Below are 22,404 nucleotides of genomic sequence, written 5' to 3'. Positions count from 1 at the left end.
AACAAAATTGATTTTTTTAAAAAGAGTTCTAATACCCAGAATATATTGACTTATAATGATAATTTACAGTTATTCTCTGAAACAACTGCCCAAAATATCAGAGGTTTCTCTCATTTCATCCCCCTATATCAAGCAACACCATTCGCTTGCGCATGGTACACAGAATGAGCCTATGGATAAAAACATCAAAAAAGGGCTAAAAATGCCTGTCATGAACGCCCACAGATGCCAAAAGCTATACTCATTGGCAGCGAACAAAGAGTACGATAGTACTGGCTGTGACTGAACAACCATGCACCTAACGCACCGGCCATTCTCTATTAGGCTTGTATCCTTGATGAGGCAAAAGAAATCTTAAATCAGAAAGAGATGACATGGTTCAATATGCTTGAATATACTCACCGTACTGCAAAACTTTTAAACACTACGGAAATTTTTTCATTCTCCCTATAAGGAGAAAAAGATCCTAAAACCTCGTGAATTGTAAAGTACATGAAGGGGGTGCTCGTTGTGCCGATATGATTTGAAATACAATTTTTTCTCAAAAGCGCTGCTAAAGATTTCCTCCAAAACAAAAAACTCTCCACAGAGGAGAGGTTTTCATTTATTGAAAGTTTTCTCTTTGCGGTTCAAAGCAAAATGATCTCTCACTTGAAGTAGAAAAAACAAGATCCCCATTCTTGTTGAGAATTTCACAGCTGTCCTTTTATGCTTAGATCAACAAGGCCTGAGAGCAAGATTTAACCTCCAAAAAGAAGTTGGTAACCCGCTTTTGCAACATTATCACAATTTTGTGACGCTTGTACAGATGTCCCACCGAGGAAACACTTCTTTTCCCATTTGAGACGTAATTCTTTATCTTTCTTAAATTCTTCGATGCTGTAAGTTCTTTCTTTACAACCACCAGCAACAAATCCAGTGCAAAGCAATAGTGCTGTGATAATAACTTTGTTCATGGATTGGATTCTTTCCAGATCTTATCTATTCTTTTTTGATCTTCTTTAATTCTCTCTCGCCATTTAGCATCTTCTTCAATTCTCTGCCTTTCATATTCAGCTTCCCGTTTTCCAGATTCAGAGAGCCATTTTTCAAATTCTGCGTCGCTTTTCGCTTGTTCTTCTTTTCGCTTTTTCTCGTACTCTTCCATATATTTAAGGTATTCTTCGTGTTCTTTTTTTTGCTTCTTCTCAAGCTCTTCCATATATTTACGGTTTTCTTCTTCTGCTTTTTTCCGGCGTTCTTCGGAAAGTTCGTGATCAGCTACTCGTACATTTTCACAATTTTTTGAAGTTCCTGACCATCCACATCTCACTGCCCATTCTTCAAATAATTTTGGATCTTTCTTAAATTCCTCGACGCTGTAAGTTTTTTCACAACCAGCAACGGCAAGTCCAGTGCAAAGCAACAATGCGGCAATAATAGTTTTATTCATTAAGTAATTCCCCTTTTTTTCAAATTTACAAAGTTTGGGCAAATTGAGTATCTCACTAAAATTGCACATTCTCTTCATTGTGCATTTTTTTTAAATCTTAAATTCCACTTCTGTACGCGGTTTTTCACAACCTGCGACGATAAACCGCGTACAAAGAAAATACTACTATCAATCTTTTGTTGATGATTTAACTGTTATCCTATCTTCAGTTTTTTCATCCTTTTGCATTAAGTTCGAGTGAGACTAACCACCTTTACGAATTTCACGCTCAGCTTGCTCTGCATTTATACAATTTTGTGAATCGAACTTTCCTGTAGCAAAACATTTCCTTTTCCACTGCTCGATTAATTTTGGATCTTTCTTAAATTCCTCGACACTGTAAGTTTTTTCACAACCAACAACGACAAGCCCAGTGCAAAGCAACAATGCGGCAATAATAGTTTTATTCATTAAGTAATTCCCCTTTTTTCAGATTTACGAAGTTTGGTCACAATTTAGTGTCCCATAAAAAGCTCCACATACGCTTGTCGAAGGTTTTTACAATTTTGAGATGACTTTAGTGGTGAATCATCCTTCTCACACTTCTTTGCCCATTCCTCATACAATTTTTCATTTGTTTTAAACTCTTCAACACTATAAGTTTTTTCACAACCAGCAACGGCAAGTCCAGTGCAAAGCAGCAATGCTGCAATAATGGCTTTATTCATTAAGTAATTCCCCTTTTTTTCAAATTTACAAAGTTTGGACACAATTTAGCGCCCCATAAAAAGCTCCATATACGCTTGTTGAACATTTTTACAATTTTTGGACGTTTTTACAGAAGAAGGTCCCATTTTTTCACATTTTGCTCCCCATTCATCAAGTAACTTGTGATCTTTCTTAAACTCTTCGACGCTGTAAGTTTTTTCGCAACCCGCAACAGCAAGGCCAGTACAAAACAGTAATGCTGTGATAATGACTTTGTTCATGATTTAATTCCCCTCCTTTTTCTCTTCCGTTTTTCTCTCATCATCCTTTCCAGAGCCAAAAATTCCCCATTTTTTACGAGTTTCAAATTCAGCCTGTTCTGCGTTTTTACAATTTTTTGAATCGAAATTCCCCTCAATAAAACATTTCTCTAACCACTGATTGAGTAATTTGGGATCTTTTTTAAACTCTTCAACACTATAGGTTTTTTCACAACCAGCAACAGCAAACCCAGTGCAAAGCAGCAATGCTGCAATAATGGCTTTATACATCAAGTAATTCCCCTTTTTTCAAATTTACAAAATTTGAGCCCAACCTATCTGCCCATAAAAAGTTGCAAATTCACCCCATCGTGTGCTTTCACCATAAACCGTCTATGCGCGCAATTTTTGCAACCAGTAGAAGCCGCTTCAATGCAAGAAAGCATCTTCCCATCCAAAATTTCTTATGATTTAATGATTATCTTGTTGCTTCTCCGTTTCATCTTTCTTGAGACCTTCACGAAGTTCCTTAGCAAGATTTTTATAATGATCTTGAAAAAGCTCCATACTGGCTTGGACAACATTTTGACAATTTTTGGATGTCATGGCAGAAGAGAATTCCATCTTTTCACATTTCTTTCCCCATTCTTCCATCAATTTTTTATCTTTTTTAAAATCTGCTACGCTATAGTCTTTTTCGCAACCAGCAACAGACAATCCAGTGCAAAGCAACAGTGCTGCAATAACGACTTTATTCATCAGTAAATTCCCCTTTTTCCTTCTCACTTAAAAAATAATGTGTTTCATATATTCTCTATATCGTACGAACAGATTTCTTTGCTGAATACGCAAAACGGTAAGGCAAATATATTGAGCCATCATAGCTGCCTGCATTTTAAAGATGTGTCTTTATTACATGCCCCGCACAGCACCCCATTGTGAAGTCCTTGAACTTCCATACCACTTGTAAAGCCTTCGTACTGTTCAAGAAGCTTTACACTTCTTTTCTGTCATATCACGCCATTATGAGACATAAAACAATACGAATATCTGCCTTAACCACTTGGTGTGCTTATAATCATGGCAATAGATCAGCAAACAAAAACACCATCTTCTTCAATTCACTGATTGCACTCTCATTATTCTGAAATCACCGGAAAATCAAAGCAAGCTTTGATACAATTTCCCCCTGCATTAACAACAATGCCAATAGAAATAGTCAACAAGCAATCTGATATGTTCAAACAGAACAGAAAAATTGGGCCCTATCCCCTCAAAATTCATAACAACTCATAATGTCACTCCCTTAAACAGTACAGATGTAAGAAACAACATCAAGAGAAAACAACAAATAAGTTCTTTTATGTATTGAGAAAGAATAAATCTTAGCAAGCACCAATATCAATGAACAAATGAATTCTTTTCACTCCCCCTCTAAACTTTAATAAAGTTTAACAAAACAATATAGTGCTGAAAAACAATCAGCATCCCCATTTTCCTACAGTATTAGCTTGTTTATCATAAAATAAACAAGAAATAACTTCGCATTTAAAAACATTATCAACACAATTCTCTAGAAAATTATCCTCATCTATAAAGATAACAAACAGTATGACTTTACAAATGATCACCATCATAAATGAAAAACAAAAAGAATTGGCCATATCTGATTATATGCTATTAAAATCTATGAAATACAGCCCTTTACCTCACCTCGTAGAATGAAGTGGCAGAGTGGAAAAAGTTCTTTTTTGTTATCAGATGGTGTTTTTGTCATCAGGGCTTTTCGTTTGAACAAACCAAGAGGGCTTTTAGAAAAATACCTCTTATTCAAAACAATATGGTGCGCAGTCTTATTTATGGAGTTGAGCTTGCGAGACCACAAAAAACATCACGGTCAAATTTCACAAATAGAGGATATGCTCTCCCTTCTCTGTATGCATATCGCCCTATCTTTTATGGCTGCGAGAATAAATCTCACACCAACAGTACACGCTTTCATTCTCATCACCCAACATCTATTTTCTTAAATATCGTTGATGTTCCATACATACAAAATAACGCGCCAAGTGAAGATTTATTCAATCCAGCTCTTTGAAAGGATGCGGAAGAATAGAGTCTCAACTATAATGCACAATTACAACATGGCTTCCCCTAAAGGGTATATTGAGAATATCTCTTTGTGAGAAAGATAAAAGAAGCCCGTAAAAACGTATTATCGTGTATCATTTTTTACACTTTTCCGTATTTTTGTGCAAGCAATTCGCGCACCTCATCAGCCATTTTTGTTCCACGACTTGCACAACTCACCTTAATCAAACGATGTAAACTTTCCGGTATATCAATTGTGAGACGTTTCATCCCTCCATCCATGCTGCCTTTATTATTTCCAACCCATGCATCCGCCGTTAAAGGAATGGGTTTATTGGTTGGCTTCGTGCCAATCTTAATTTTTTTATTCATCGTGCTAACTCCTTGATTTCCGCTGCAACAGCTTCAATCTCTGCTGCGGCTGGACCTTGCTTATCAACTTCATAAACGGCTTTCCCCTGTGCCACAGCTTCTGCAAAAATCACGCGCTGGGCAATGCTGGCAGAAAGGACATCTATAGGATACACTCCAAGAGCTTCACTCACATCACGCCCTATTGCTGTATTGACTATTTTACGATTAATAACAAAAGCAGATTGCAAATTTTCTTTATAGACTCGTGCTTCATCAAGGAGTTTTACAATTCCATCTGCTGCCCAAATATCATAGGGGCTAGGCTGCACAGGAATGAGAACAAAATCCGAAGCCATAAGAGCACTGCGCGCAAGATCCGTTACGCGTGGAGGACCGTCAATAATAATATGATCGTAACCATGACCAATCTGAGTAATTTCTTTATGAATCGTTGCGCGCGGCAAACCAACAACCGAAAACAAGGGATCCCCTTCACGAGCCGCCGCCCAATCCAATGCACTTCCCTGCGGATCACCATCAATAAGCAATACACGTGCTCCATCCCGTGCAAAGCTAGCAGCAAGGTTTACGCTCAAGGTCGTTTTGCCCACCCCTCCCTTTTGGTTTAAGAGTCCAATAATCATGAATTCCGTCTTTCCGCTTTATCGTTTTTACGATTATACAGAAAACCACAAAGGAAGCAAGCATCGAACCCGCACAAACCAACAGCTCCCTTCTTTATAAGACAAAGCAATGGCTCCCAATTTTCCTTTATAACGTTGTAGAAAACATCATAAAAACAGTCTGAGAGACAAACAAGAATAAACGAACAACAAATTCTTCCTGATATTTTAAACCAGTGCCAAAATCCGTATAGAAAGCATCAAATCTCAGCACAAGCAAACTTTAAAACGATTATCTCTAACCGCTCTCATCAAGAAGAGTTGCATCAACCTGATTTCCCATTATAAAAGCAACAACACACCCAACAAGCACCATTGCCTCCATTGAATGCTTAAAGCATACTCCCCCTTCTGTAAGTTGATATAAACCACTCAACGAAAAAGAGCATATTTTAAAAACACAGGTATTCGCTACCGAATTTATGAATACAACTCCGCATTGCCCACCCCGCACAAAGCATCTGTGCTAAAACAACGGCGAACCACGCGATATCGTACAAAAATTGAGAAAAACATTCAGAATTGAACCATTTTTTGAGTATCCCTCCCACAACAATCTTTCTAGAAAAACCTCCCACATAATCACAGAGCAAATAACAGCAAAAGCCATCACGCTCCCCTTCCCTGTTACAGCGATCCTTACCTGAAAACACTTTGAAAAAGAATTGAAACGCTTTTATCCACTTGCGTCTTGTCTCCTGCCACGTGAAAGCAAACAACTTTTAAAATGGATATAAGAGAAATAAACGCAAAAAAGAATTTTCTTTTTTGCGTTCTCACTTTACAGAAGAAGGGCAATAAATTATCCAATATCAATCAGACAGTTCATCAATATAAAAGAGAACGTGTTGAAAATAAAACGCCTCATACAGCACAATGTGTTTTTTCAAAACCACATCTTATTTTTCTGGATGAAGGAACGTTTTTCAAAGAAAGAACACACATACCCTTAAGATATTCTTTTGGCATGGCAGAGAACATCATAATATGAGGAATAAAGAAATATGCAGTTACAACAAATTGACCCCGATATTTTCATCAGCGCCCAGATTAGCGTTGAAAATATCAAAACATTAGCACAAGCAGGCTTTAAAACGATTATCTGTAACCGCCCCGATCAAGAAGAACCCCATCAACCTAACTTTTTGATCATTAAAGCAGCGGCATGTGAGTATGGCATAACAGCACATCATATTCCTATCGTACCACCGACCATAAATCGGTCAGAGATTGAAACCATGAGAACAATTTTAAAAACAGCATCTCTGCCTCTTCTCGCCTATTGCCACCACGGAACACGCTCCATGCATCTTTATCGCTTAGCCCGTCTTTAATTACTTTTCTTAATAGATAAAAAGAATCCATCATTTAAAACTCTAAAAAATAAGTTTTTATAAAATTCTGCAATCAAAGAGGGAAGCCACGCGGACAATCTTAAAACAGCAGGTTGTCTTCAGCAATTACCCCCACGAAATATGCTCCCTCCATCTTGATCAATGAGCCTGCTTTTCATCACTTGTCTTAACAGATCATAAAGAAACAAGCAGTAAAGTTTTAAAACCATAGAATTTCAGAAAATTATGCAAAAGATTAAAAACAATGCTCAAATCAGATCTTCAGATATTCGATACCCCTTCCCAACAGCGCAAAAAGCATATATTTCATGATATTTTAGAATATATTTTCGTGATTATCGTCAGTTTAACGGCTATTTTTGCTGCTCTTCTTTCTTTTTCAGCTCAACTTAAGTCATATTTTTAAAAGTAAGCAGCCTATCCAAAGGTGATAATGGCTGTACTTTTGCTAAAATTGCTTTTGCTGCTTTTTCATCACGTTGCATTTGCGCAATCAAAGGCTCTAGCCCATCAAATTTTTCTTGTCCTCGCAAAAACTGAAAGAAAGAAACGGTGCAGCTTTCTCCATAAAGATCATCGTTAAAATCAAACAGATAGGTTTCTAACAAAGGAGCACCATCTTCTACAACCGTTGGACGACAGCCAAAACTTGCAACCCCATCATGTAAAACACCATTGGCACGACGCAATCGCACAGCATAAACACCATGCGCCAAACTGGCTTGGAGAGGAAGCATTTGATTAGCGGTAGGAAATCCCAACAGGCGACCGAGTTGCTCACCTTGGATAACATTTGAGCGCACCCGATAATGATAGCCCAACAAATGAGCTGCTTTTTTCACCTCACATTGGGAGAGAAGCTTACGGATAGAACTAGAGGAAATGATCAACGGTTGCTGGTTCTGTTTGCTCGATAGGCAAGGAATTTTCACAACTTCAAAACCACATTCTTTTCCCCATTGAGAAAGCAACTGTGCATTTCCACTTTTTTTGTGACCAAATTGAAAATTTTCACCCGTTACCACCACACAAACATCAAAAGCTTCCTTTAAAATCGCATGAACAAATTGCTCCGCTGAAAGAGTAGCAAAATGCGCATCAAAGGGCTGCTCAATGACGCCATTAAACCCGAGAATTTTAAAAATTTCAGCCTTTTCAGCCGCTTCTGTCAAGCGATCCACAGGCATTGAGGGCTGGAAAAAACTTCTTGGATGCGGTTCAAAGGTTAAGACAACAGCGGGTTTATTTTTGAGCCGTGCTAAATCAAGTGCTTTTTGCAGCACCCTCTGATGTCCACAATGAACACCATCAAAATTTCCAAGTGCCAACACGGCTCCCCGCCAAGCCATAGGAAGCTTATGAACCCCCTGAAGACGCAAAAAATCCGACATTACTGAAGTGCCCACATGACTGCTTGTGGCTTATAGCCATGACGTTCAAGAAAAGATTGCAATGCTTGCTTATCCACCACACCATTTTGCATATAGTCATAACGATGAATACCACCCATGATATAGAGAACATCAAGACCAAAATGCGCCGCCCCTTTCACATCGGTCAAAAGCCCATCACCAATAGCCAAAACCTGACTTTTTTCCACTCTTCCGCGCATTTTTTCTAAGTGTTCAAAGGCACATTCATAAATAGGCGCATGGGGTTTTCCAGCAATACGCACCTCACCTCCTAATTGTTGGTAAAGACGCGCCAATGCACCAGCACACCAAAATTCCTGATTGCCATAATGAACAATCACATCGGGATTGGCACAAATAAAGGGCAAATTCCGCGCACGCATACGCAAAAACATTTCCTTATAAGCGGCTGGTTCTTCATCAAGATCGTCCAGAAAACCACTACACACCACAACCGAAGCTTCCCATTCTTCCACCAATTCGCAATCCAATCCTTCAAACAACATCAAATCACGTTGTTGACCAATGAAAAACACTTTACGCGGTGCAGCGCGAATAAGATCGCGAGTGACATCTCCTGAAGTGATAATGGCATCATAATAATCGCTATGAACGTTCATATTATACAACTGAGCAATAACATCTTCCCGTGGTCGAGGTGAATTGGTCAAAAAAATGACATTTTTTCCCATTTGCCGAATTTTGTACAACACTTTCAATGCCGGTTCAAATGCATGTACACCATTGTGCACGACACCCCACACATCACAAAAAACAGCATCGTAATGCGCTATAACAGTCTCAATATGGGTAAGTTCATTCATGTTGCACCTCTTTTATCTCTTTGCCATTTATCAAACTGTCTTTTGCTTTAAAACTCCTTATCGAAAGAGTGTTGTTCTGTCATCTACTTTCCCACTGTTTTTTCGCCTGTATTAACGCCTCATTCCCTATAGGGAGCATGAGAAAGAATAAAACCCATGAAGTTATCGTTGCACGGTGCAAATTCATGCCTCGTATTAAAAGCTGAGCATTCTGCAAGAATGCTTTTCCTCATAAAAACTTCAATTCTTAAGAATCGCTGTCTTGATACAGTTTTTGATCTTAAATATTCAAGTTATTCTTTTGCAAACAAACCAATAAATCTTTGAAAAAGAAAACCTTTTAAAAGAAAAAGTTCCCCTCCTCTCAAGCACATGAACAAGTACAAAGAGAACAGACAGCAGAGAAATGATGGGCTATTGTATACAATACAATGACACTCAGCTGAAAAGAATACCATAGATTGGAGTAAGAGGACTTAATATTTTGGATTTAGTCTTTCCAAGATTCTTTTATAGCAAGGCAATATGATAAGATCACAAAAACTTTGCGAGAAGAGTTTTTGATGTTTCTCAAAAAATCTATCTCTATACAAGAATGCGTTGATTTATAGGGATAATTCACATGCATCTTGAATAAGAGAGCCGTATATTCTAAAATTTTCTCATTGCAAATTTCTCCCATGGAACATCAATCAAAACCATCCCCCTGCATGCGGTAAACCTATGGATAAAAATTGTACAACAAAGCAGCAAAAATGCCCCTTATGAAGAGTTTTAGCACAAGGGCTGTAAGCAATATGGGGGGTGAGCAAAATGAGAGATGATACCGGTCTATAACTGCAAAGAATGATCGGTTTCCTTGCCTTTTTCAGTAATTTTCTACAATGAGTGATCATTGAAATGATCAGTACTCTCCTCTGTTCTTTACTCAAACTCTTCCATTCTTTGGGCTCTTTAAAGGAAGCAAAATCAGCATACTATACTTTTTGCACGGCAAATGAGAAGTCATCTACTGATGAGAAAAAGCAAAAAACACGAGGGGTATCCATCATTGATTTTTATGATAACCAGCAGCATCTCTCACCACCCCCCTCACCCTTGACATAACCTCTCACACCATCCAGTTTTGGCTTTTACAGTTGTAATAAAGTAACAGTTGCATATTTTATTTCTGCCATGTAATGAAAAATGTGGTGAGAGACGAATAAAGTTGTACCTATGAACTGAGAAATCAAGGGGGGGATAATGGAAGATTTGATCACGCGTCAAGAAATTGAAGAAGAAGTAGAAGAAATAAATTCAGAACCAGAACGAGAGATCTTACGCCGCATCCACTGGAAAAGACATAAGGTACGGATCTACTCCATTTTCCTTTTTCTCTATACTATTCGTGGATGGGTTAAACGCATATTAGGAATCATAGCAGGAATAAGCTTTGTTATGCTCATTGCGGATATTCTGACATACTGGTTAGAAATTCTGGGACCTAGAACCGTAGAACTTAGAGTACCTTTCATAATCATAACAATTATATTGATAATCCTCACTTGTAGTGCTGTAGCTCTCAGTTGGTTTTATGACATGCTTTTATTTCGTTTTGCACCACCAGATATTCGTCTGTTGCTCTCTGATTAAATTGACGCAACACACCCTCAACAGCACTCACACACAGCACGGTTAACGGAAAACGACTTAACCGTGCTACTATCTCTCTTCCTTCTCAGTTTGTTTTAAAATCTTTAAGGATCAATAGGATTATAGCTGCCATGGTCTCTTCTCCACTCTTCTGGCTGGTCAAATTCGCTAGACCATAATCCCACTTGTGCTTTTTGCGCAGCAAATTGTAGGTTTTTATAATCTGCTGGTGAGGGAAAATGCTGCTGATCTTTTGTCAACACCATCATGCCTTCTGCAAGCCCCAAGCGCGCCAAATCAACCCCATCAACAAAACATTGTGCATAATGAACTTGTTGAAGAACACGCGTTTGCCGACAAGTAATATTTTTATCGATTGTTTTTGCCACGAGCCATGCTGTGACAAAAGCCCCACAGGGCCACTTAATACCATGGCGTGAGGCAAATTGCCGCGTTTCACATGTTTCAACACCATATAATCGGATATTGCGCACGATTCTTTTTCTCCACCCCTCATCCATAGGCGTGATCATTTTAAAAGTAATACCGCTTGTCACCTGTATAGCACCAGAATAAACGGGGACATTTTCTTCATAAAATTCTGTTGATAATGATTCTAACGATAAAGGCATTTCTTGTTTATGATCATGATCATGATCCCGTACTGTTAAATCTGGTTCTTGAAACTGTTTTTCCACGGTCTTTTTTATTTTTTGCACAACAGGATTTTCCATAACATCTTCAGAGTTTTCACGAAAATAAAAAACAGCCGCAAGAATAATATAAATAAAAATCAGATATTTAAATGATGATCGAAAAGGTTTTTTAAAAAGTATCATTTTGAATATTATAAAATAATTGTTTATATTACTAAAAAAAAGAAAATACTGTAAATGAAACAGTAGCATTTTTAATTTATTTCCGTTATACATTACATTTAGTTAATATTAAGCAATTTTTATTCTATTAATACGCGGGGACATTTCCATGCTGAAAACAAGCAATTATTCTACAAATAGTCGTGCTTTATCCAAATTCGCCTTTTCAAACGCCCAAAAGAAATGGTTAACGACAATACTGATGTTGTTCATTGCCTTTATAGCACTCAGCGATCCAGCATTTGCAGAAGGCTTTGGAAAAATCGACGATGCTCTTAAAAAAATCGTTGAAGCTTTAACAGGAGCCATTGCAAAATCGATAGCCACCATTGCCGTTGCTGGTGTTGGGCTTGCCTGGATTGCTGGTTATGTTGAAATGCGCAAAGCATTTTTTGTTTGTGTTGGTATCGGCATTGTTATGGGTGCGTCTCAAATCGTATCGATGCTTTCCAATTAAGTAACTGACTTTAGCATTTTCAAAAATCATGAAAGAGCGCGATAAGCTAACGGAAGATACGTTGTTTCTCGCTTGCACCCGTCCTGCAATGATTGCAGGTGTAACGGTGGAAGCTATGGGGTTAAATGCCATGGGAACAATGATATTGTTTATTATGACGGGCAATTTTTTCCTTATAACCTTTGGTGTTACGACACACTTTATCTTTAAGGAAATTCTCAAACACGACCATAATAAATTTCGTATCCTCCTGACATGGCAAAAGACGCACCTCTTTGCCAGAAATTCTAGTCTATGGGGTGGGGGAAGTCTTTCTCCATTACGATTAATTCGTAATTATGAGGAATTGAAATGAAAACACTAGAGCGCAAGCGTGAAAAACAACCGGAATCCATTATTCCTTATGTGCGTCATGTCAACAAGCATGTGATCGCACTGGATTCACGCGCGCTCATGATGGTTGTGAAACTTGAAGGAATTAACTTTGAGACAGCCGATATTATTGATCTCAATGTACTTCATGAACAGTTAAACAACTTGTTTAAGAATATCGCTGATGAACGTATTGCCATTTATAGCCATATTATCAGAAAGCGTGAGACGGTTTATCCGGATGGTACTTTTAGATCAGCATTTGCCAAACAGTTAGATGACAAATACCGTGAACGGATGGTTTCTCAAGAACTTTATCGGAATGATCTTTATCTTTCCATTTTGTGGAATCCCCATGTCGATAAAGCGGATAAATTAGCGGAATTTTTCAAACGTTTAGGCAAAGCAAAAGCGGAAAAAACGGAAGTTGATGAAGAATCCATTCGCAAGCTTGAAGATGTTACCACGGATATTGTTCAAAATTTAGAGCGCTATGGTGCAAAAAGGCTGAGCCTTTATGAACATGAAGGCAATATTTATTCACAGCAAAGTGAATTTATTCACCAATTGGTAGGAGGTCGTCGTGAACGTGTGCCTCTAACATGGGGAACGATAGCCTCCTCTGTCTATTCAGACCGCCTCATTTTCGGTAAAGAAGTGATAGAAATACGCTATGAGGCAGGGCAAAGATTTGCCGGTATGTTTGGTTGGAAAGAATATCCAGCAAAGACCAGAGCAGGCATGACAGATGGTCTTCTCACCCTACCCTTTGAATTTATTTTTACCCAATCCTTTGTCTTTAAAAGCAAAAACATTGCCAAACAGATTATGGGACGCAAGCAAAATCAAATGGTCAATGCAGGAGATCGCGCCGGCTCACAAATTATGGAATTGGATGATGCACTAGATGATCTTGAATCCAACCGTTTTGTTTTAGGCGAGCATCATTTATCCTTAGCTGTTTTTGCTGATAGCACCCAAGAATTAGCAGATAATCTTGCCAAAGCTCGCTCTCGTCTCACCGATGGCGGCGCTGTGATTGCGCGGGAAGATCTTGGTCTTGCGGCGGCGTGGTGGGCACAATTGCCTGGAAATTATGCCTATCGTATTCGCTCTGGTGCCATTACCAGCCGCAATTATGCAGCTCTTTCTCCTTTTCATTCCTTTCCGGTTGGCAAAATAGATGGCAATGTATGGGGACCAGCGGTAGCATTGATGAAAACCTCTGCTGGCTCACCCTTTTATTTTAATTTTCACTTTGGCGATTTAGGCAATACCTTTGTCTGCGGTCCCTCTGGTTCGGGGAAAACCGTCATTGTGAACTTTCTTCTTGCACAACTGCAAAAGCATGATCCCCATATGGTCTTTTTTGATAAAGACCGTGGAGCAGAGCTTTTTGTCAGAGCGGGTGGCGGCACCTATATGCCTTTGAAAAACGGCAAGCCGACAGGGATAGCGCCGTTAAAAGGCTTAGACTATAACAATCCAGCAGACAGAGTCTTTTTGCGGCAATGGATTACCAAACTTGTTTCTGCAGAGGGGCAAAAGATTAGTGAATCCGAAAGACAAGACATTGCTGCAGCTGTAGATCAACTTGCCTTGCTTCCCAAAGAACAACGCACAATTTCTGCTCTGCAAATGTTTTTTGACACCACGCACAGAGAAGGCATAGCAGGGCGTTTAGAGCGATGGTGCAAGGGCAATGCCTTGGGCTGGGTATTTGACAATCCTGATGATGACATTGGCATTGAGGCAAAATTTATTGGTTATGATATGACCGACTTTTTGGACAATGACGAAATTCGCCCCCCGTTAATGATGTATCTCTTTCATAGAATTCTGTCTCTGATTGACGGGCGTCGTATTATCATTGTCATTGATGAGTTTTGGAAAGCCCTAGAGGATGATTCCTTTAAAGCCTTTGCGCAAGATAGGCTGAAGACCATTCGAAAACAGAATGGCTTGATGTTGTTTGCCACACAATCGCCAAAAGATGCGCTCAATTCAACAATTGCCCACACCATTATAGAGCAATGCCCAACCCAGATTTATTTTCCCAACCAAAAGGGAAATCACGCAGATTATATAGAGGGTTTTAAATTATCCGAAAGAGAATTCAACCTGATACAAACAGAATTAAGCCGTGAGTCACGGCGTTTTCTCATCAAACAGGGGCAAAGTTCTGTTGTCGCAGAGCTGAATTTACGTGGCTTTGATGATGAAATAGCCATCCTCAGCGGCACCACCAAAAACATTGAACTTTTAGAAACCATCATGGATGAAGTTGGTGAATCTCCAGAAAAATGGCTTCCTCTTTTTCAAGAAAGGTCAAAACAATGAAAAAACTTTTATATGCAACAGCCTTCTGCACAATTTCTTTTGCATCTCAAGCAAATGCACTTGGCGGTGGTCCCTTTGATTGGCAAATACTGCAGCAAAACATAGGGCAATTGAATCAATTAAAAGAACAGTTTAAAAAATTACAAGATCAACTTGATCAAATGAAAGAGCTCTATAAATCCTTAAATGTCAAGCCTGATATATCGGCATTGAAAGACCTGTTCAACAAGCAGGGGAGCAATGGCGCCCTGCCTTCTGATTTTAACCATTTTCAACAATCGATGGGCAGCGGTGGTGGTAGCGGCGGCGGCGGCGGTGGTGGCAGCAAAAACGCGCAAAAATGGCAAGAAGAACTCTTATACAAAGAGCCCGCGGGGGGCGCAGGGTCAAAAGAGGCAGTGGATGCTTTTTACGCAGAGGAAGTGAAAAAAGCACAACAGCGCATGGTAGGGCAAGCGGCAAAAGGCCAAGATGTTTATGAAGAAGCCAGTGAAACACAAAAAAACATTAACAAACTTCTTGACAAACTTGGCAATACAAAAGACGCTGGGGAAATTCAAGGCATTCAAGCACAATTAGCAGCAATACAAGCAGACCTTCAAACAAAAGTCCTCCAAATGCAAGCCGCGGCAATGATCCAACAAGCGGAAGAAAAAGCTGCAGAAAAACGTGAAATGGAAGAATTTAAAGCACGATACAAAGCTTTGGCAAAACAACTCCGTGGTCAATAAAAGTAAAAAAGAGGGGCTTGAATATGAACAAAATCATCATCACCACATTGCTGCTTTGTACAGGATTTATCGCCACTGGGTGTGAAAAAACCTACAGTGTAGAAGAGTTAAAAAAAGACAAAAAACTGATGGAAGAAGTATTAGTGAAATGTTTGACTTCAGGGGATCTCAAATCAAAAAATTGTAAAAACGCAGAGCAAGCTGAACTTGAAACTCGTAAAAAATGGGGCAGTTTTGGCTCTACAAATGATAATCAGCAAAAATCTGAAAAACAAGAGAACAATCATTAATCATGAACAAAGTCATTCTCACAGCACTATTGCTTTTTACTGGAATTATCACTGCTGGTTGCGAAAAAACCTATAGCGTTGCAGAATTTAAAAAAGATCAAAAATTGATGGAAGAATGGGGCGCAAGATGTGGATTCACAGGAACCTCAAAAAATTGTGAAAACCTGAGATTAGCAGCACTTGAACTTGACAAAGAACGTCGGGAAAAAGCTGCAGAGAGAATTAGTAAACACAACGAAGAGCTTCGTGATGCTATGGAAAAATTTAAAGCCGAAATGCGTGCTCAAAGTGAAAAAAGTGAAGCTGAACAAGAAGCAAAAAAACAAGCTGAACAGAAACAGGACAGCAATTGAATTGTAGACTGAAATATTTATGGCAACATTTTGTCTGTGCCCTAGATTTGTCATCACGGGTTACAAAAACCTAAAACACAGAGCATAATTTAAAAATTGTGCTCACACTTTAAAAACTGAAAAAACGAAGGGGAAATATTTATGAACAAAACAATTCTCACAGCACTGTTGCTTTGCACAGGACTCATCGCTGCTGGATGTGAAAAAACCTATAGTGTCGCAGAATTTAAAAAAGATGAAAAATTACGCTTAGAGTGGGACGCTAGATGTGGATTCGCAGGAACTTCAAAAAATTGTGAAAACATGCGGTTAGCATTTTTAGAACTTGATAAGGAACGTCAGGCAAAAGCAGCAGAAAGAAGTCGTAAAATTGACGAAGAAAATCGCAAATCAACGGAAAAATTGAAAGCTCAAATGAGGGCCGATATAGAAAAAATGAGAGAAGAGAATCAAAAAGTAATAGCTGAACAGAAAGCAAAGCTACGTGCTGAGGAAGAACGAAGAGCAAAAGAGCGCGCGGCAGAAGAACAACAAAATAACCATTAAGACACAATGAAGAGCGGAGCATCTAAATGGCAATAGTAACCAAAGGCGTATTTACTGATATAGATGATATGTTGATGGAGCCCCTTACAGAGACAATGGGTAAAATCATTAATAATCTTTCATCAAGCTTAAGTGCTCCGCTTAAGCTATCTTGTACACTCTACATTATATTTATGGGTTACAATGTCATCTATGGGCGTTCTTCCATGCCACTGTGGGAATTTATAGTGACAACTTTCAAACTGGGCATCATTGTTGCACTCGCCACAAACGCTACTCTTTATAATGAGTGGGTCAGTGGTATATTTTTTCATGATCTACCGAATGCCATTGCAAATGTCACACAAGGTGCAGCACACTCGGATCGAAATGTATGGGATAATATGATGGGCCAAGCTGGAGGACAGGTTTTGGACGCCGCAAACCAGTACACAGGGCTGACTCAAATGGGGAAGTTTATTGCGACATGGTTTGTTGGTATTATCTGCTTAATTATTTCTGCCTTTTTTTGTACAATCGGTTTTACCGTTTCACTATTTGCTAAACTGGGATCATTTCTTGTCCTATCAATAGGACCACTCTTCATAAGCCTTTATATGTTTTCATCCACAAGGCGTTTCACAGAAGCATGGCTAAACCAAACAGCAAACTTCATCATTTTATATGTTTTAGTTGTTTTACTTGGTGGCTTATACGTTAAAATTTCAATGAACATTTTTTCAAAAGGTGTTGACGATATCATCGCTACTTTAATTCAATTCTTGGTTGTTGGCATTGGTGGTATTTTCCTTTTCCTCAGACTACCTGACATAGCATCGGGTTTAGCCTCTGGAGGAGCCTCCCTTACAGGTTCAGGGCCAGTAGCGAAAAAAACTGCTGAACTAAGTGGTCGCGCTGCTAGAGCTGCTTTGCATGGTCTACAAAAACTCTTCAATAAAATACGGGGGCACTAAGTTCAAAAATGCGGGAATTTAAAAAAATTGGGGTCATTTTATCGCTTATCCTCTTAAATGGTTGTATGTCTTCATCAAACACTCTGAAGTCACTTCCAAAATGCGATGGATATTCTAAACGTCCACTCAACAAATCGATGTGGAATTGGGAAGGGAAAAATCCCTCCTCCACCCCCATCATCATCAGCAACAATATCCTATCATCTGTGAAAGAGGGCAAACTCGAAACGCTTCTCAGCCAAAAACTCACCGATGAAGAAATGGAATCCTACAAAGACTGCGGGCAAAAAGCATGAAAGAACAAGACATAGAACAATATATTGCAGATGCGCGATTGTTTGATCAAGACCGCATCCTCACCTCACGCCGCATCACCCGCGCCTCCCTCGCTATCGCCGCCATAGCTGTGATTGTCGCGGTCATCTCTTCGCTTGCGGTCATCACCCTCACCCCCCTTAAAACTGTTGAGCCCTTTGTCATCCGTGTCGACAATTCAACCGGTATCACAGAGGTTGTGGAAGCCTTAAAAGAAGCCCCCACCAACGTTGATGAAGCGATCACTCGCTACTTTGCAGCAAAATACGTCCGCTCTCGTGAAGGTTTTGAGTCTGAGGAGGTACAACACAACTTCCAAACCGTCTCCTTGCTTTCTTCTCCAGAAGAGCAAGAAAGATTTGCCAGCTGGTATGGAGCAAAAAACCCCCAAAGTCCACAAATCCTCTACAAACACGCAAGTGTCACAATAACGATAAAATCAATCTCCTTCATCAATCAGGACGTCGCACAGGTCCGTTATTACAGAACAATACGAGACGATGAAACCAATAAAGAATTCATCAGCCACTGGGTTGCAACACTCACCTTTGAATATATCAACGCCCCCATCTCTGTACAAAACCGTTTGATAAATCCTCTCGGCTTTATTGTTAGTGAATATAGAACAGATCCAGAAGTGGTCAACTAATCCATGAAAAAAAAATTCCTTTTTCTTTTTCTAAGCGCCATCGCTCTTTCTCCTACACCTTGGGGCAATGCCAGTGTTTTTCCCACCCGTGCACCAAATGACAGCCGCATTCGCTTTATCAATTATGATGCCTATAATGTCACAAAAATTATTGGCACCATACGCTCGTCTGTACAGGTAGAATTTTCTGCTGATGAAGAAATTGCCCATGTCGCTATCGGCAACAGCGTTGCCTGGGAAGTAGCACCTGCTGGCAATATTCTGTTCCTCAAAGCACGAGAAGTCCAGCCCATTACCAATCTGCAAGTGGTCACCACCCGCCGTGATGGCTCAAAACGCTCCTATCAATTTGAACTCATGGTCAAAGATGGCGAAATTTCCACCGCACAAGAAACCTATTTTCTTGTCAAATTCCGCTATCCACAAGACGAAGCCGAACGCAGAAGGCTTGCTGCACTTTTACGACAAGAAAAAAAACAAGCCAGACAAATTGATGGTCTTTTTGATGCCTCTGAAACCTATGGACCACGCAATTGGGCTTATAGTGCACAAGGATCGAGCAATCTTGAACCCTCCGCCGTTTATGACAACGGCAAAACCACAACTTTTACCTTTCCAGACAATCAAGAAATCCCTGCCATTTATATTGTTGGCAGTGATGGAACAGAATCCCTCGTTCCCAAAACCACCAAAGGCAATATGGTGATTGTCCATGCCATCAGTGCTAGATTTACCTTAAGAAATGGCAGAAATGTTTTATGCATCTTCAATGAAGCCTATCAACAAAAAGGCATAAATCCAGGAACCGGAACAACCTCACCATCTGTTGAACGCAAAGTCGCATCAGATCTTTAAAGAAGCGGGAATAAAGGGGGGCACACCTATGAGTGATAAAACAACTATCGAAGATCGTGGTGCAATTGGCGATAAACGCAACAATACCTCACAAAGCCTTGGCAAAAAAATTGTCATCGCTCTAGCCTGTATAGGGTTTTGTGGCTATATGCTTTGGAATATCTTATCCACCCCCGAAGAAAAAAAAGACACGGCAAAGTCTCATAAAAAACAAGCACAAAACTTTCACAATACACTAGCGCCTTTAGAATTAGCCCCCGCTGACCCGCGCGCAAAACTTGGTCCCATAACCCTACCACCCCCACAACCACTCACACCAGAACCCAAAAAAGACGATCCTTTGCTTGATGCCGCAAGACGCGCCCCCGTTCTCGCTTTTGCTAAGGGCACGAAGTCTGAATTAAAAGACATCGTCAACAATGGTCTTACCAACGCCTTTGACAAATTGAACCCTCTTGAAAATCTCGGGAATATGCAAAATTCTCCTGCTCTTCAAGACACCAAAAATTTTTCGACTCTGCTAAAACCAACCAAAACAGAAGAGACAAAAGCAAGCTTCATCGGCAACAGAAACTTTATCATCGCCATGGGAACCTCTATCCCCTGTATCTTAGAAACGGCATTAAACAGTGACCAACCAGGCTTTGCAAGCTGCATCATTAACCGCGATATCCTCTCTGACAATGGGCGCGTTGTCTTGCTAGACAAAGGAACCCAAGTAATTGGCGAATACCGCGGAGGAATAAAACAAGGGCAATCCCGCCTCTTCGTCCTCTGGACCAGAGCAAAAACCCCAACCGGTGTCATCATTCCTCTTGCCTCACCCGCAACCGATAGTTTAGGACGAGCAGGCTTTGATGGCAACATCAACACCCATTGGTGGGAGCGCTTTGGCTCTTCCCTGTTGCTTACCGTTATTGATGGCGCCACAACAACCCTCACCAATAAAATGACAAATAATTCCAACAAAGCAGGCGCCAACAACTCTGGAGGGGGAGATTTTGGAGGCGCAAGCAACACTGGCAAAGATGCAGCAAGTATAGCTCTTGAAAACCAAATCAACATCCCCCCTACCTTAGAAAAATACCAAGGTGAACTCGTCAACATTTTTGTGGCACGAGATTTGGATTTTTCATCCGTTTATAAACTCTCCATTACAACAAGAAGAAACAAAATCTTCCCACGCTCTATTCCAAGAAACTTCTTCTACCATTCTCAAATGTAGTAAAAATAAATTATGCCCACAGCAAAAAATTCAGAACGCGCTTCTATCGTCTTAACCAAGTTAAAGATCTTAAGCGACTACCTCAATGACGATAATTTATTTGAAATTGTCATCAATCGCCCTGGTGAAGTGATCGTTGAAGGTCCAAATGGTTGGCAAACCCATACTATCAAAGAATTGACCTACAGTGAATTAGAAGGCATTGCAAAAGTTGTTGCTGCCTATACAACACAAAAGATCAGTGTAGAAAACCCTGTTCTCTCTGCCACACTCCCCAATAATGAACGCATACAAATCGTCATGCCTCCCGCCGTTGCGCCTAATACCATCAGCATGACAATTCGTAAACCTTCATCCCGTACTTTTTCTCTTGAAAGTTTACACGAAAACCAACTGTTTTCTGTAACAAGAAACGTCAGTTTTACCCCTCTTGAACAAATGAAAAAACGAGCCGGTGAACTTTCTGATACGGAACAAGAATTAACCGATCTCTTTATAGCCAAAGACTTTTGTAAGTTTTTAGAGAGAGCGGTTATTACTCAGCAAAATATTTTGATATCTGGCAAAACCGGTTCGGGAAAAACCACCCTCTCTAAAGCTTTAATTGCCAAAATTCCTGACTATGAACGCATTCTCACCATTGAAGATACTCCAGAACTCGTCGTTCCCCATTCAAACAAAGTGCAACTTTTCTACTCAAAAGACAATCAAGGTCTAGCAAAAGCGGGTGCAAAAGAGCTCCTTGAATCGGGATTGCGCATGCGCCCCGACCGCATACTCTTACAAGAATTGCGTGATGGCACAGCTTTCTATTACATCCGCAATGTCAATTCCGGTCACCCAGGCTCCATCACCACGGTTCACGCCTCCACAGCGCTCTCAGCCTTTGAACAAATGACCCTTCTTGTCAAAGAAAGTGATGGCGGTGGAAATTTAGCACGAGAAGATATTCGCGGCTTATTAATTTCTATGATTGATGTCATCATCCAATGCAAACGCCTGGAAGGAAAATTTCGTGTCACAGAAATCTATTACGATCCTTTCAAACGCCGAGATGCTTTTTAAAAAAACGCAAAGCTAAGTAAATAAACATGAAAAAAATGAAGCTGAATATCAAAAAAGGCAAACTGAGCGACAAGAGAGAGAACAAAAAGCTGAAAAGCAACAGGATAACAACGAAACTATAGGCAAAGATCTCTCTCGTAATATGACCTCTGTATCCTAGATTTATCATCACGGATTACAAAAGCTGAAGACACAGAGCAGAAGTTAAAAATGATGCTTAGACCACAAAAACTGAAAGAAAGAAGGGGAAATATCCATGAACAAAGTCATTCTCACAGCATTGTTGCTTTGCACTGGAATTGTCACCGCTGGATGTGAAAGAACCTATAGCGTAGCAGAATTTAAAAAAGATAAAAATTTGATGGAAGAATGGATAGAGAGATGTGGCTTCTCAGGAACTTCAAAAAATTGTGAAAATGTACGAGTAGCAGCAGCTGAACTTCTTAAAGAATATTACCATAACTTTGCAAATCAACTCCTTGGAAACGATAGCGAACCAAAAAAATCTAAAAAATAAAGGAGCAATCATTAATCATGACCTCTGCGCCAGAGATTAATCATCACGGGTTATAAAAACTGAAAACACAAAGCAGAATTTAAAAATTGTACTCACACTTTAAAAACTGAAAGAAAGAAGGGGAA

28 protein-coding genes are annotated in these 22,404 nt (G+C 39.8%); 16 read left to right on the top strand and 12 right to left on the bottom strand.

Annotated elements, in window-relative coordinates; translation table 11 throughout:
- Positions 1-740: 740 nt before the first annotated feature.
- The 9 genes from PVV64_RS06505 to parA all read right to left on the bottom strand — a co-directional run bounded on the left by PVV64_RS06505 (position 741) and on the right by parA (position 5,468).
- A complete protein-coding gene (locus tag PVV64_RS06505; protein ID WP_273760314.1) occupies positions 741-956 on the bottom strand; it encodes an EexN family lipoprotein in 216 nt (71 codons plus the stop codon).
- Positions 953-1,432, bottom strand: coding sequence for an EexN family lipoprotein (locus PVV64_RS06500; protein ID WP_273760313.1), 480 nt, complete (start codon positions 1,430-1,432; stop codon positions 953-955). The genes PVV64_RS06505 and PVV64_RS06500 overlap by 4 nt, the downstream gene beginning before the upstream one ends.
- 243 nt (positions 1,433-1,675) lie before the next feature.
- Positions 1,676-1,882 carry an EexN family lipoprotein gene (locus tag PVV64_RS06495; protein WP_273760312.1) on the bottom strand — a complete coding sequence of 69 codons (207 nt, stop codon included), beginning with the start codon at positions 1,880-1,882 and terminating at the stop codon, positions 1,676-1,678.
- 44 nt (positions 1,883-1,926) lie between these two features.
- On the bottom strand, positions 1,927-2,139 hold the full coding sequence (locus PVV64_RS06490) for an EexN family lipoprotein (RefSeq protein ID WP_273760311.1): 213 nt from the start codon (positions 2,137-2,139) through the stop codon (positions 1,927-1,929).
- 45 nt (positions 2,140-2,184) lie between these two features.
- Entirely contained in the window at positions 2,185-2,400 is a 216-nt protein-coding gene (locus PVV64_RS06485) for an EexN family lipoprotein (protein ID WP_273760310.1), read from the bottom strand.
- A 3-nt stretch (positions 2,401-2,403) separates the two neighbouring features.
- Positions 2,404-2,670, bottom strand: a complete 267-nt coding sequence (locus PVV64_RS06480; protein ID WP_273760309.1) for an EexN family lipoprotein — start codon at positions 2,668-2,670, stop codon at positions 2,404-2,406.
- Between the two features lie 180 nt (positions 2,671-2,850).
- Positions 2,851-3,138, bottom strand: a complete 288-nt coding sequence (locus PVV64_RS06475) for an EexN family lipoprotein (protein ID WP_273760308.1) — start codon at positions 3,136-3,138, stop codon at positions 2,851-2,853.
- 1,473 nt (positions 3,139-4,611) lie between these two features.
- The gene (locus tag PVV64_RS06470) at positions 4,612-4,842 is read right to left on the bottom strand and encodes a hypothetical protein (protein ID WP_273721471.1); all 231 of its coding nucleotides are present in this window, start codon (positions 4,840-4,842) and stop codon (positions 4,612-4,614) included.
- Positions 4,839-5,468, bottom strand: coding sequence for a ParA family partition ATPase (gene parA, locus PVV64_RS06465; protein WP_273760307.1), 630 nt, complete (start codon positions 5,466-5,468; stop codon positions 4,839-4,841). Before parA ends, PVV64_RS06470 begins: the two co-directional genes overlap by 4 nt.
- A gap of 1,043 nt (positions 5,469-6,511) precedes the next feature.
- On the opposite strand from parA, the gene PVV64_RS06460 reads away from it, so the two are divergent.
- Positions 6,512-6,841, top strand: coding sequence for a TIGR01244 family sulfur transferase (locus PVV64_RS06460; protein WP_273760306.1), 330 nt, complete (start codon positions 6,512-6,514; stop codon positions 6,839-6,841).
- Between the two features lie 410 nt (positions 6,842-7,251).
- On the opposite strand, the gene PVV64_RS06455 is transcribed toward PVV64_RS06460, so the two are convergent.
- Both PVV64_RS06455 and PVV64_RS06450 read right to left on the bottom strand, forming a co-directional pair.
- Positions 7,252-8,253, bottom strand: coding sequence for a bifunctional riboflavin kinase/FAD synthetase (locus PVV64_RS06455; protein ID WP_273760305.1), 1,002 nt, complete (start codon positions 8,251-8,253; stop codon positions 7,252-7,254).
- Positions 8,253-9,098 carry a TIGR01459 family HAD-type hydrolase gene (locus PVV64_RS06450; RefSeq protein WP_273760304.1) on the bottom strand — a complete coding sequence of 282 codons (846 nt, stop codon included), beginning with the start codon at positions 9,096-9,098 and terminating at the stop codon, positions 8,253-8,255. The genes PVV64_RS06455 and PVV64_RS06450 overlap by 1 nt, the downstream gene beginning before the upstream one ends.
- Before the next feature lie 1,245 nt (positions 9,099-10,343).
- On the opposite strand from PVV64_RS06450, the gene PVV64_RS06445 reads away from it, so the two are divergent.
- A complete protein-coding gene (locus PVV64_RS06445) occupies positions 10,344-10,733 on the top strand; it encodes a hypothetical protein (RefSeq protein WP_273760303.1) in 390 nt (129 codons plus the stop codon).
- Positions 10,734-10,837: 104 nt separating this feature from the next.
- Here PVV64_RS06445 and PVV64_RS06440 read toward each other — a convergent pair whose 3' ends face one another.
- Positions 10,838-11,572: a nuclease gene (locus PVV64_RS06440; protein WP_273760302.1), complete on the bottom strand. Its 735-nt coding sequence runs from the start codon at positions 11,570-11,572 to the stop codon at positions 10,838-10,840.
- Between the two features lie 148 nt (positions 11,573-11,720).
- Between PVV64_RS06440 and PVV64_RS06435 the strand changes: the two genes are divergently transcribed.
- From PVV64_RS06435 to PVV64_RS06370, 14 genes are all read left to right on the top strand, one after another.
- Positions 11,721-12,068: a TrbC/VirB2 family protein gene (locus PVV64_RS06435; protein WP_273760301.1), complete on the top strand. Its 348-nt coding sequence runs from the start codon at positions 11,721-11,723 to the stop codon at positions 12,066-12,068.
- Positions 12,069-12,096: 28 nt separating this feature from the next.
- Positions 12,097-12,423 (top strand): type IV secretion system protein VirB3, encoded by a 327-nt coding sequence (locus tag PVV64_RS06430; protein WP_273760300.1) that lies wholly within the window; start codon positions 12,097-12,099, stop codon positions 12,421-12,423.
- On the top strand, positions 12,420-14,780 hold the full coding sequence (locus tag PVV64_RS06425; RefSeq protein ID WP_273760299.1) for a VirB4 family type IV secretion/conjugal transfer ATPase: 2,361 nt from the start codon (positions 12,420-12,422) through the stop codon (positions 14,778-14,780). Before PVV64_RS06430 ends, PVV64_RS06425 begins: the two co-directional genes overlap by 4 nt.
- Positions 14,777-15,511 (top strand): type IV secretion system protein, encoded by a 735-nt coding sequence (locus PVV64_RS06420; RefSeq protein WP_273760298.1) that lies wholly within the window; start codon positions 14,777-14,779, stop codon positions 15,509-15,511. Before PVV64_RS06425 ends, PVV64_RS06420 begins: the two co-directional genes overlap by 4 nt.
- A gap of 23 nt (positions 15,512-15,534) precedes the next feature.
- Positions 15,535-15,801, top strand: a complete 267-nt coding sequence (locus tag PVV64_RS06415) for an EexN family lipoprotein (protein ID WP_273760297.1) — start codon at positions 15,535-15,537, stop codon at positions 15,799-15,801.
- 2 nt (positions 15,802-15,803) lie between these two features.
- Complete coding sequence (locus PVV64_RS06410; RefSeq protein ID WP_273760296.1) at positions 15,804-16,154, top strand: EexN family lipoprotein; 351 nt, start codon at positions 15,804-15,806, stop codon at positions 16,152-16,154.
- Between the two features lie 141 nt (positions 16,155-16,295).
- Positions 16,296-16,700, top strand: a complete 405-nt coding sequence (locus PVV64_RS06405) for an EexN family lipoprotein (RefSeq protein WP_273760295.1) — start codon at positions 16,296-16,298, stop codon at positions 16,698-16,700.
- Between the two features lie 26 nt (positions 16,701-16,726).
- Positions 16,727-17,653, top strand: coding sequence for a type IV secretion system protein (locus PVV64_RS06400; protein ID WP_273760294.1), 927 nt, complete (start codon positions 16,727-16,729; stop codon positions 17,651-17,653).
- Positions 17,654-17,661: 8 nt separating this feature from the next.
- Positions 17,662-17,949, top strand: a complete 288-nt coding sequence (locus PVV64_RS06395) for a type IV secretion protein VblB7 (protein ID WP_273760293.1) — start codon at positions 17,662-17,664, stop codon at positions 17,947-17,949.
- Positions 17,946-18,617, top strand: a complete 672-nt coding sequence (locus PVV64_RS06390; protein WP_273760292.1) for a virB8 family protein — start codon at positions 17,946-17,948, stop codon at positions 18,615-18,617. The genes PVV64_RS06395 and PVV64_RS06390 overlap by 4 nt, the downstream gene beginning before the upstream one ends.
- 3 nt (positions 18,618-18,620) lie before the next feature.
- Positions 18,621-19,472, top strand: coding sequence for a P-type conjugative transfer protein VirB9 (gene virB9, locus PVV64_RS06385; protein ID WP_273756635.1), 852 nt, complete (start codon positions 18,621-18,623; stop codon positions 19,470-19,472).
- A gap of 28 nt (positions 19,473-19,500) precedes the next feature.
- Positions 19,501-20,697, top strand: a complete 1,197-nt coding sequence (virB10, locus tag PVV64_RS06380) for a type IV secretion system protein VirB10 (protein ID WP_273760291.1) — start codon at positions 19,501-19,503, stop codon at positions 20,695-20,697.
- A 12-nt stretch (positions 20,698-20,709) separates the two neighbouring features.
- Positions 20,710-21,762 (top strand): P-type DNA transfer ATPase VirB11, encoded by a 1,053-nt coding sequence (gene virB11 / locus PVV64_RS06375; RefSeq protein ID WP_273760290.1) that lies wholly within the window; start codon positions 20,710-20,712, stop codon positions 21,760-21,762.
- A 256-nt stretch (positions 21,763-22,018) separates the two neighbouring features.
- Entirely contained in the window at positions 22,019-22,279 is a 261-nt protein-coding gene (locus PVV64_RS06370) for an EexN family lipoprotein (protein WP_273760289.1), read from the top strand.
- Positions 22,280-22,404: the final 125 nt, after the last annotated feature.

The sequence above is a fragment of the Bartonella sp. ML70XJBT.G genome, assembly GCF_028618575.1.
Classification (GTDB): Bacteria; Pseudomonadota; Alphaproteobacteria; order Rhizobiales; family Rhizobiaceae; genus Bartonella.
This window is presented reverse-complemented; position numbering and strand designations above follow the sequence as displayed.

Coding starts and splice junctions, on each gene's coding strand:
- PVV64_RS06505 (WP_273760314.1), bottom strand. CDS start 956: ATGAACAAAGTTATTATCACAGCACTATTGCTTTGCACTGGATTTGTT.
- PVV64_RS06500 (WP_273760313.1), bottom strand. CDS start 1,432: ATGAATAAAACTATTATTGCCGCATTGTTGCTTTGCACTGGACTTGCC.
- PVV64_RS06495 (WP_273760312.1), bottom strand. CDS start 1,882: ATGAATAAAACTATTATTGCCGCATTGTTGCTTTGCACTGGGCTTGTC.
- PVV64_RS06490 (WP_273760311.1), bottom strand. CDS start 2,139: ATGAATAAAGCCATTATTGCAGCATTGCTGCTTTGCACTGGACTTGCC.
- PVV64_RS06485 (WP_273760310.1), bottom strand. CDS start 2,400: ATGAACAAAGTCATTATCACAGCATTACTGTTTTGTACTGGCCTTGCT.
- PVV64_RS06480 (WP_273760309.1), bottom strand. CDS start 2,670: ATGTATAAAGCCATTATTGCAGCATTGCTGCTTTGCACTGGGTTTGCT.
- PVV64_RS06475 (WP_273760308.1), bottom strand. CDS start 3,138: ATGAATAAAGTCGTTATTGCAGCACTGTTGCTTTGCACTGGATTGTCT.
- PVV64_RS06470 (WP_273721471.1), bottom strand. CDS start 4,842: ATGAATAAAAAAATTAAGATTGGCACGAAGCCAACCAATAAACCCATT.
- parA (WP_273760307.1), bottom strand. CDS start 5,468: ATGATTATTGGACTCTTAAACCAAAAGGGAGGGGTGGGCAAAACGACC.
- PVV64_RS06460 (WP_273760306.1), top strand. CDS start 6,512: ATGCAGTTACAACAAATTGACCCCGATATTTTCATCAGCGCCCAGATT.
- PVV64_RS06455 (WP_273760305.1), bottom strand. CDS start 8,253: ATGTCGGATTTTTTGCGTCTTCAGGGGGTTCATAAGCTTCCTATGGCT.
- PVV64_RS06450 (WP_273760304.1), bottom strand. CDS start 9,098: ATGAATGAACTTACCCATATTGAGACTGTTATAGCGCATTACGATGCT.
- PVV64_RS06445 (WP_273760303.1), top strand. CDS start 10,344: ATGGAAGATTTGATCACGCGTCAAGAAATTGAAGAAGAAGTAGAAGAA.
- PVV64_RS06440 (WP_273760302.1), bottom strand. CDS start 11,572: ATGATACTTTTTAAAAAACCTTTTCGATCATCATTTAAATATCTGATT.
- PVV64_RS06435 (WP_273760301.1), top strand. CDS start 11,721: ATGCTGAAAACAAGCAATTATTCTACAAATAGTCGTGCTTTATCCAAA.
- PVV64_RS06430 (WP_273760300.1), top strand. CDS start 12,097: ATGAAAGAGCGCGATAAGCTAACGGAAGATACGTTGTTTCTCGCTTGC.
- PVV64_RS06425 (WP_273760299.1), top strand. CDS start 12,420: ATGAAAACACTAGAGCGCAAGCGTGAAAAACAACCGGAATCCATTATT.
- PVV64_RS06420 (WP_273760298.1), top strand. CDS start 14,777: ATGAAAAAACTTTTATATGCAACAGCCTTCTGCACAATTTCTTTTGCA.
- PVV64_RS06415 (WP_273760297.1), top strand. CDS start 15,535: ATGAACAAAATCATCATCACCACATTGCTGCTTTGTACAGGATTTATC.
- PVV64_RS06410 (WP_273760296.1), top strand. CDS start 15,804: ATGAACAAAGTCATTCTCACAGCACTATTGCTTTTTACTGGAATTATC.
- PVV64_RS06405 (WP_273760295.1), top strand. CDS start 16,296: ATGAACAAAACAATTCTCACAGCACTGTTGCTTTGCACAGGACTCATC.
- PVV64_RS06400 (WP_273760294.1), top strand. CDS start 16,727: ATGGCAATAGTAACCAAAGGCGTATTTACTGATATAGATGATATGTTG.
- PVV64_RS06395 (WP_273760293.1), top strand. CDS start 17,662: ATGCGGGAATTTAAAAAAATTGGGGTCATTTTATCGCTTATCCTCTTA.
- PVV64_RS06390 (WP_273760292.1), top strand. CDS start 17,946: ATGAAAGAACAAGACATAGAACAATATATTGCAGATGCGCGATTGTTT.
- virB9 (WP_273756635.1), top strand. CDS start 18,621: ATGAAAAAAAAATTCCTTTTTCTTTTTCTAAGCGCCATCGCTCTTTCT.
- virB10 (WP_273760291.1), top strand. CDS start 19,501: ATGAGTGATAAAACAACTATCGAAGATCGTGGTGCAATTGGCGATAAA.
- virB11 (WP_273760290.1), top strand. CDS start 20,710: ATGCCCACAGCAAAAAATTCAGAACGCGCTTCTATCGTCTTAACCAAG.
- PVV64_RS06370 (WP_273760289.1), top strand. CDS start 22,019: ATGAACAAAGTCATTCTCACAGCATTGTTGCTTTGCACTGGAATTGTC.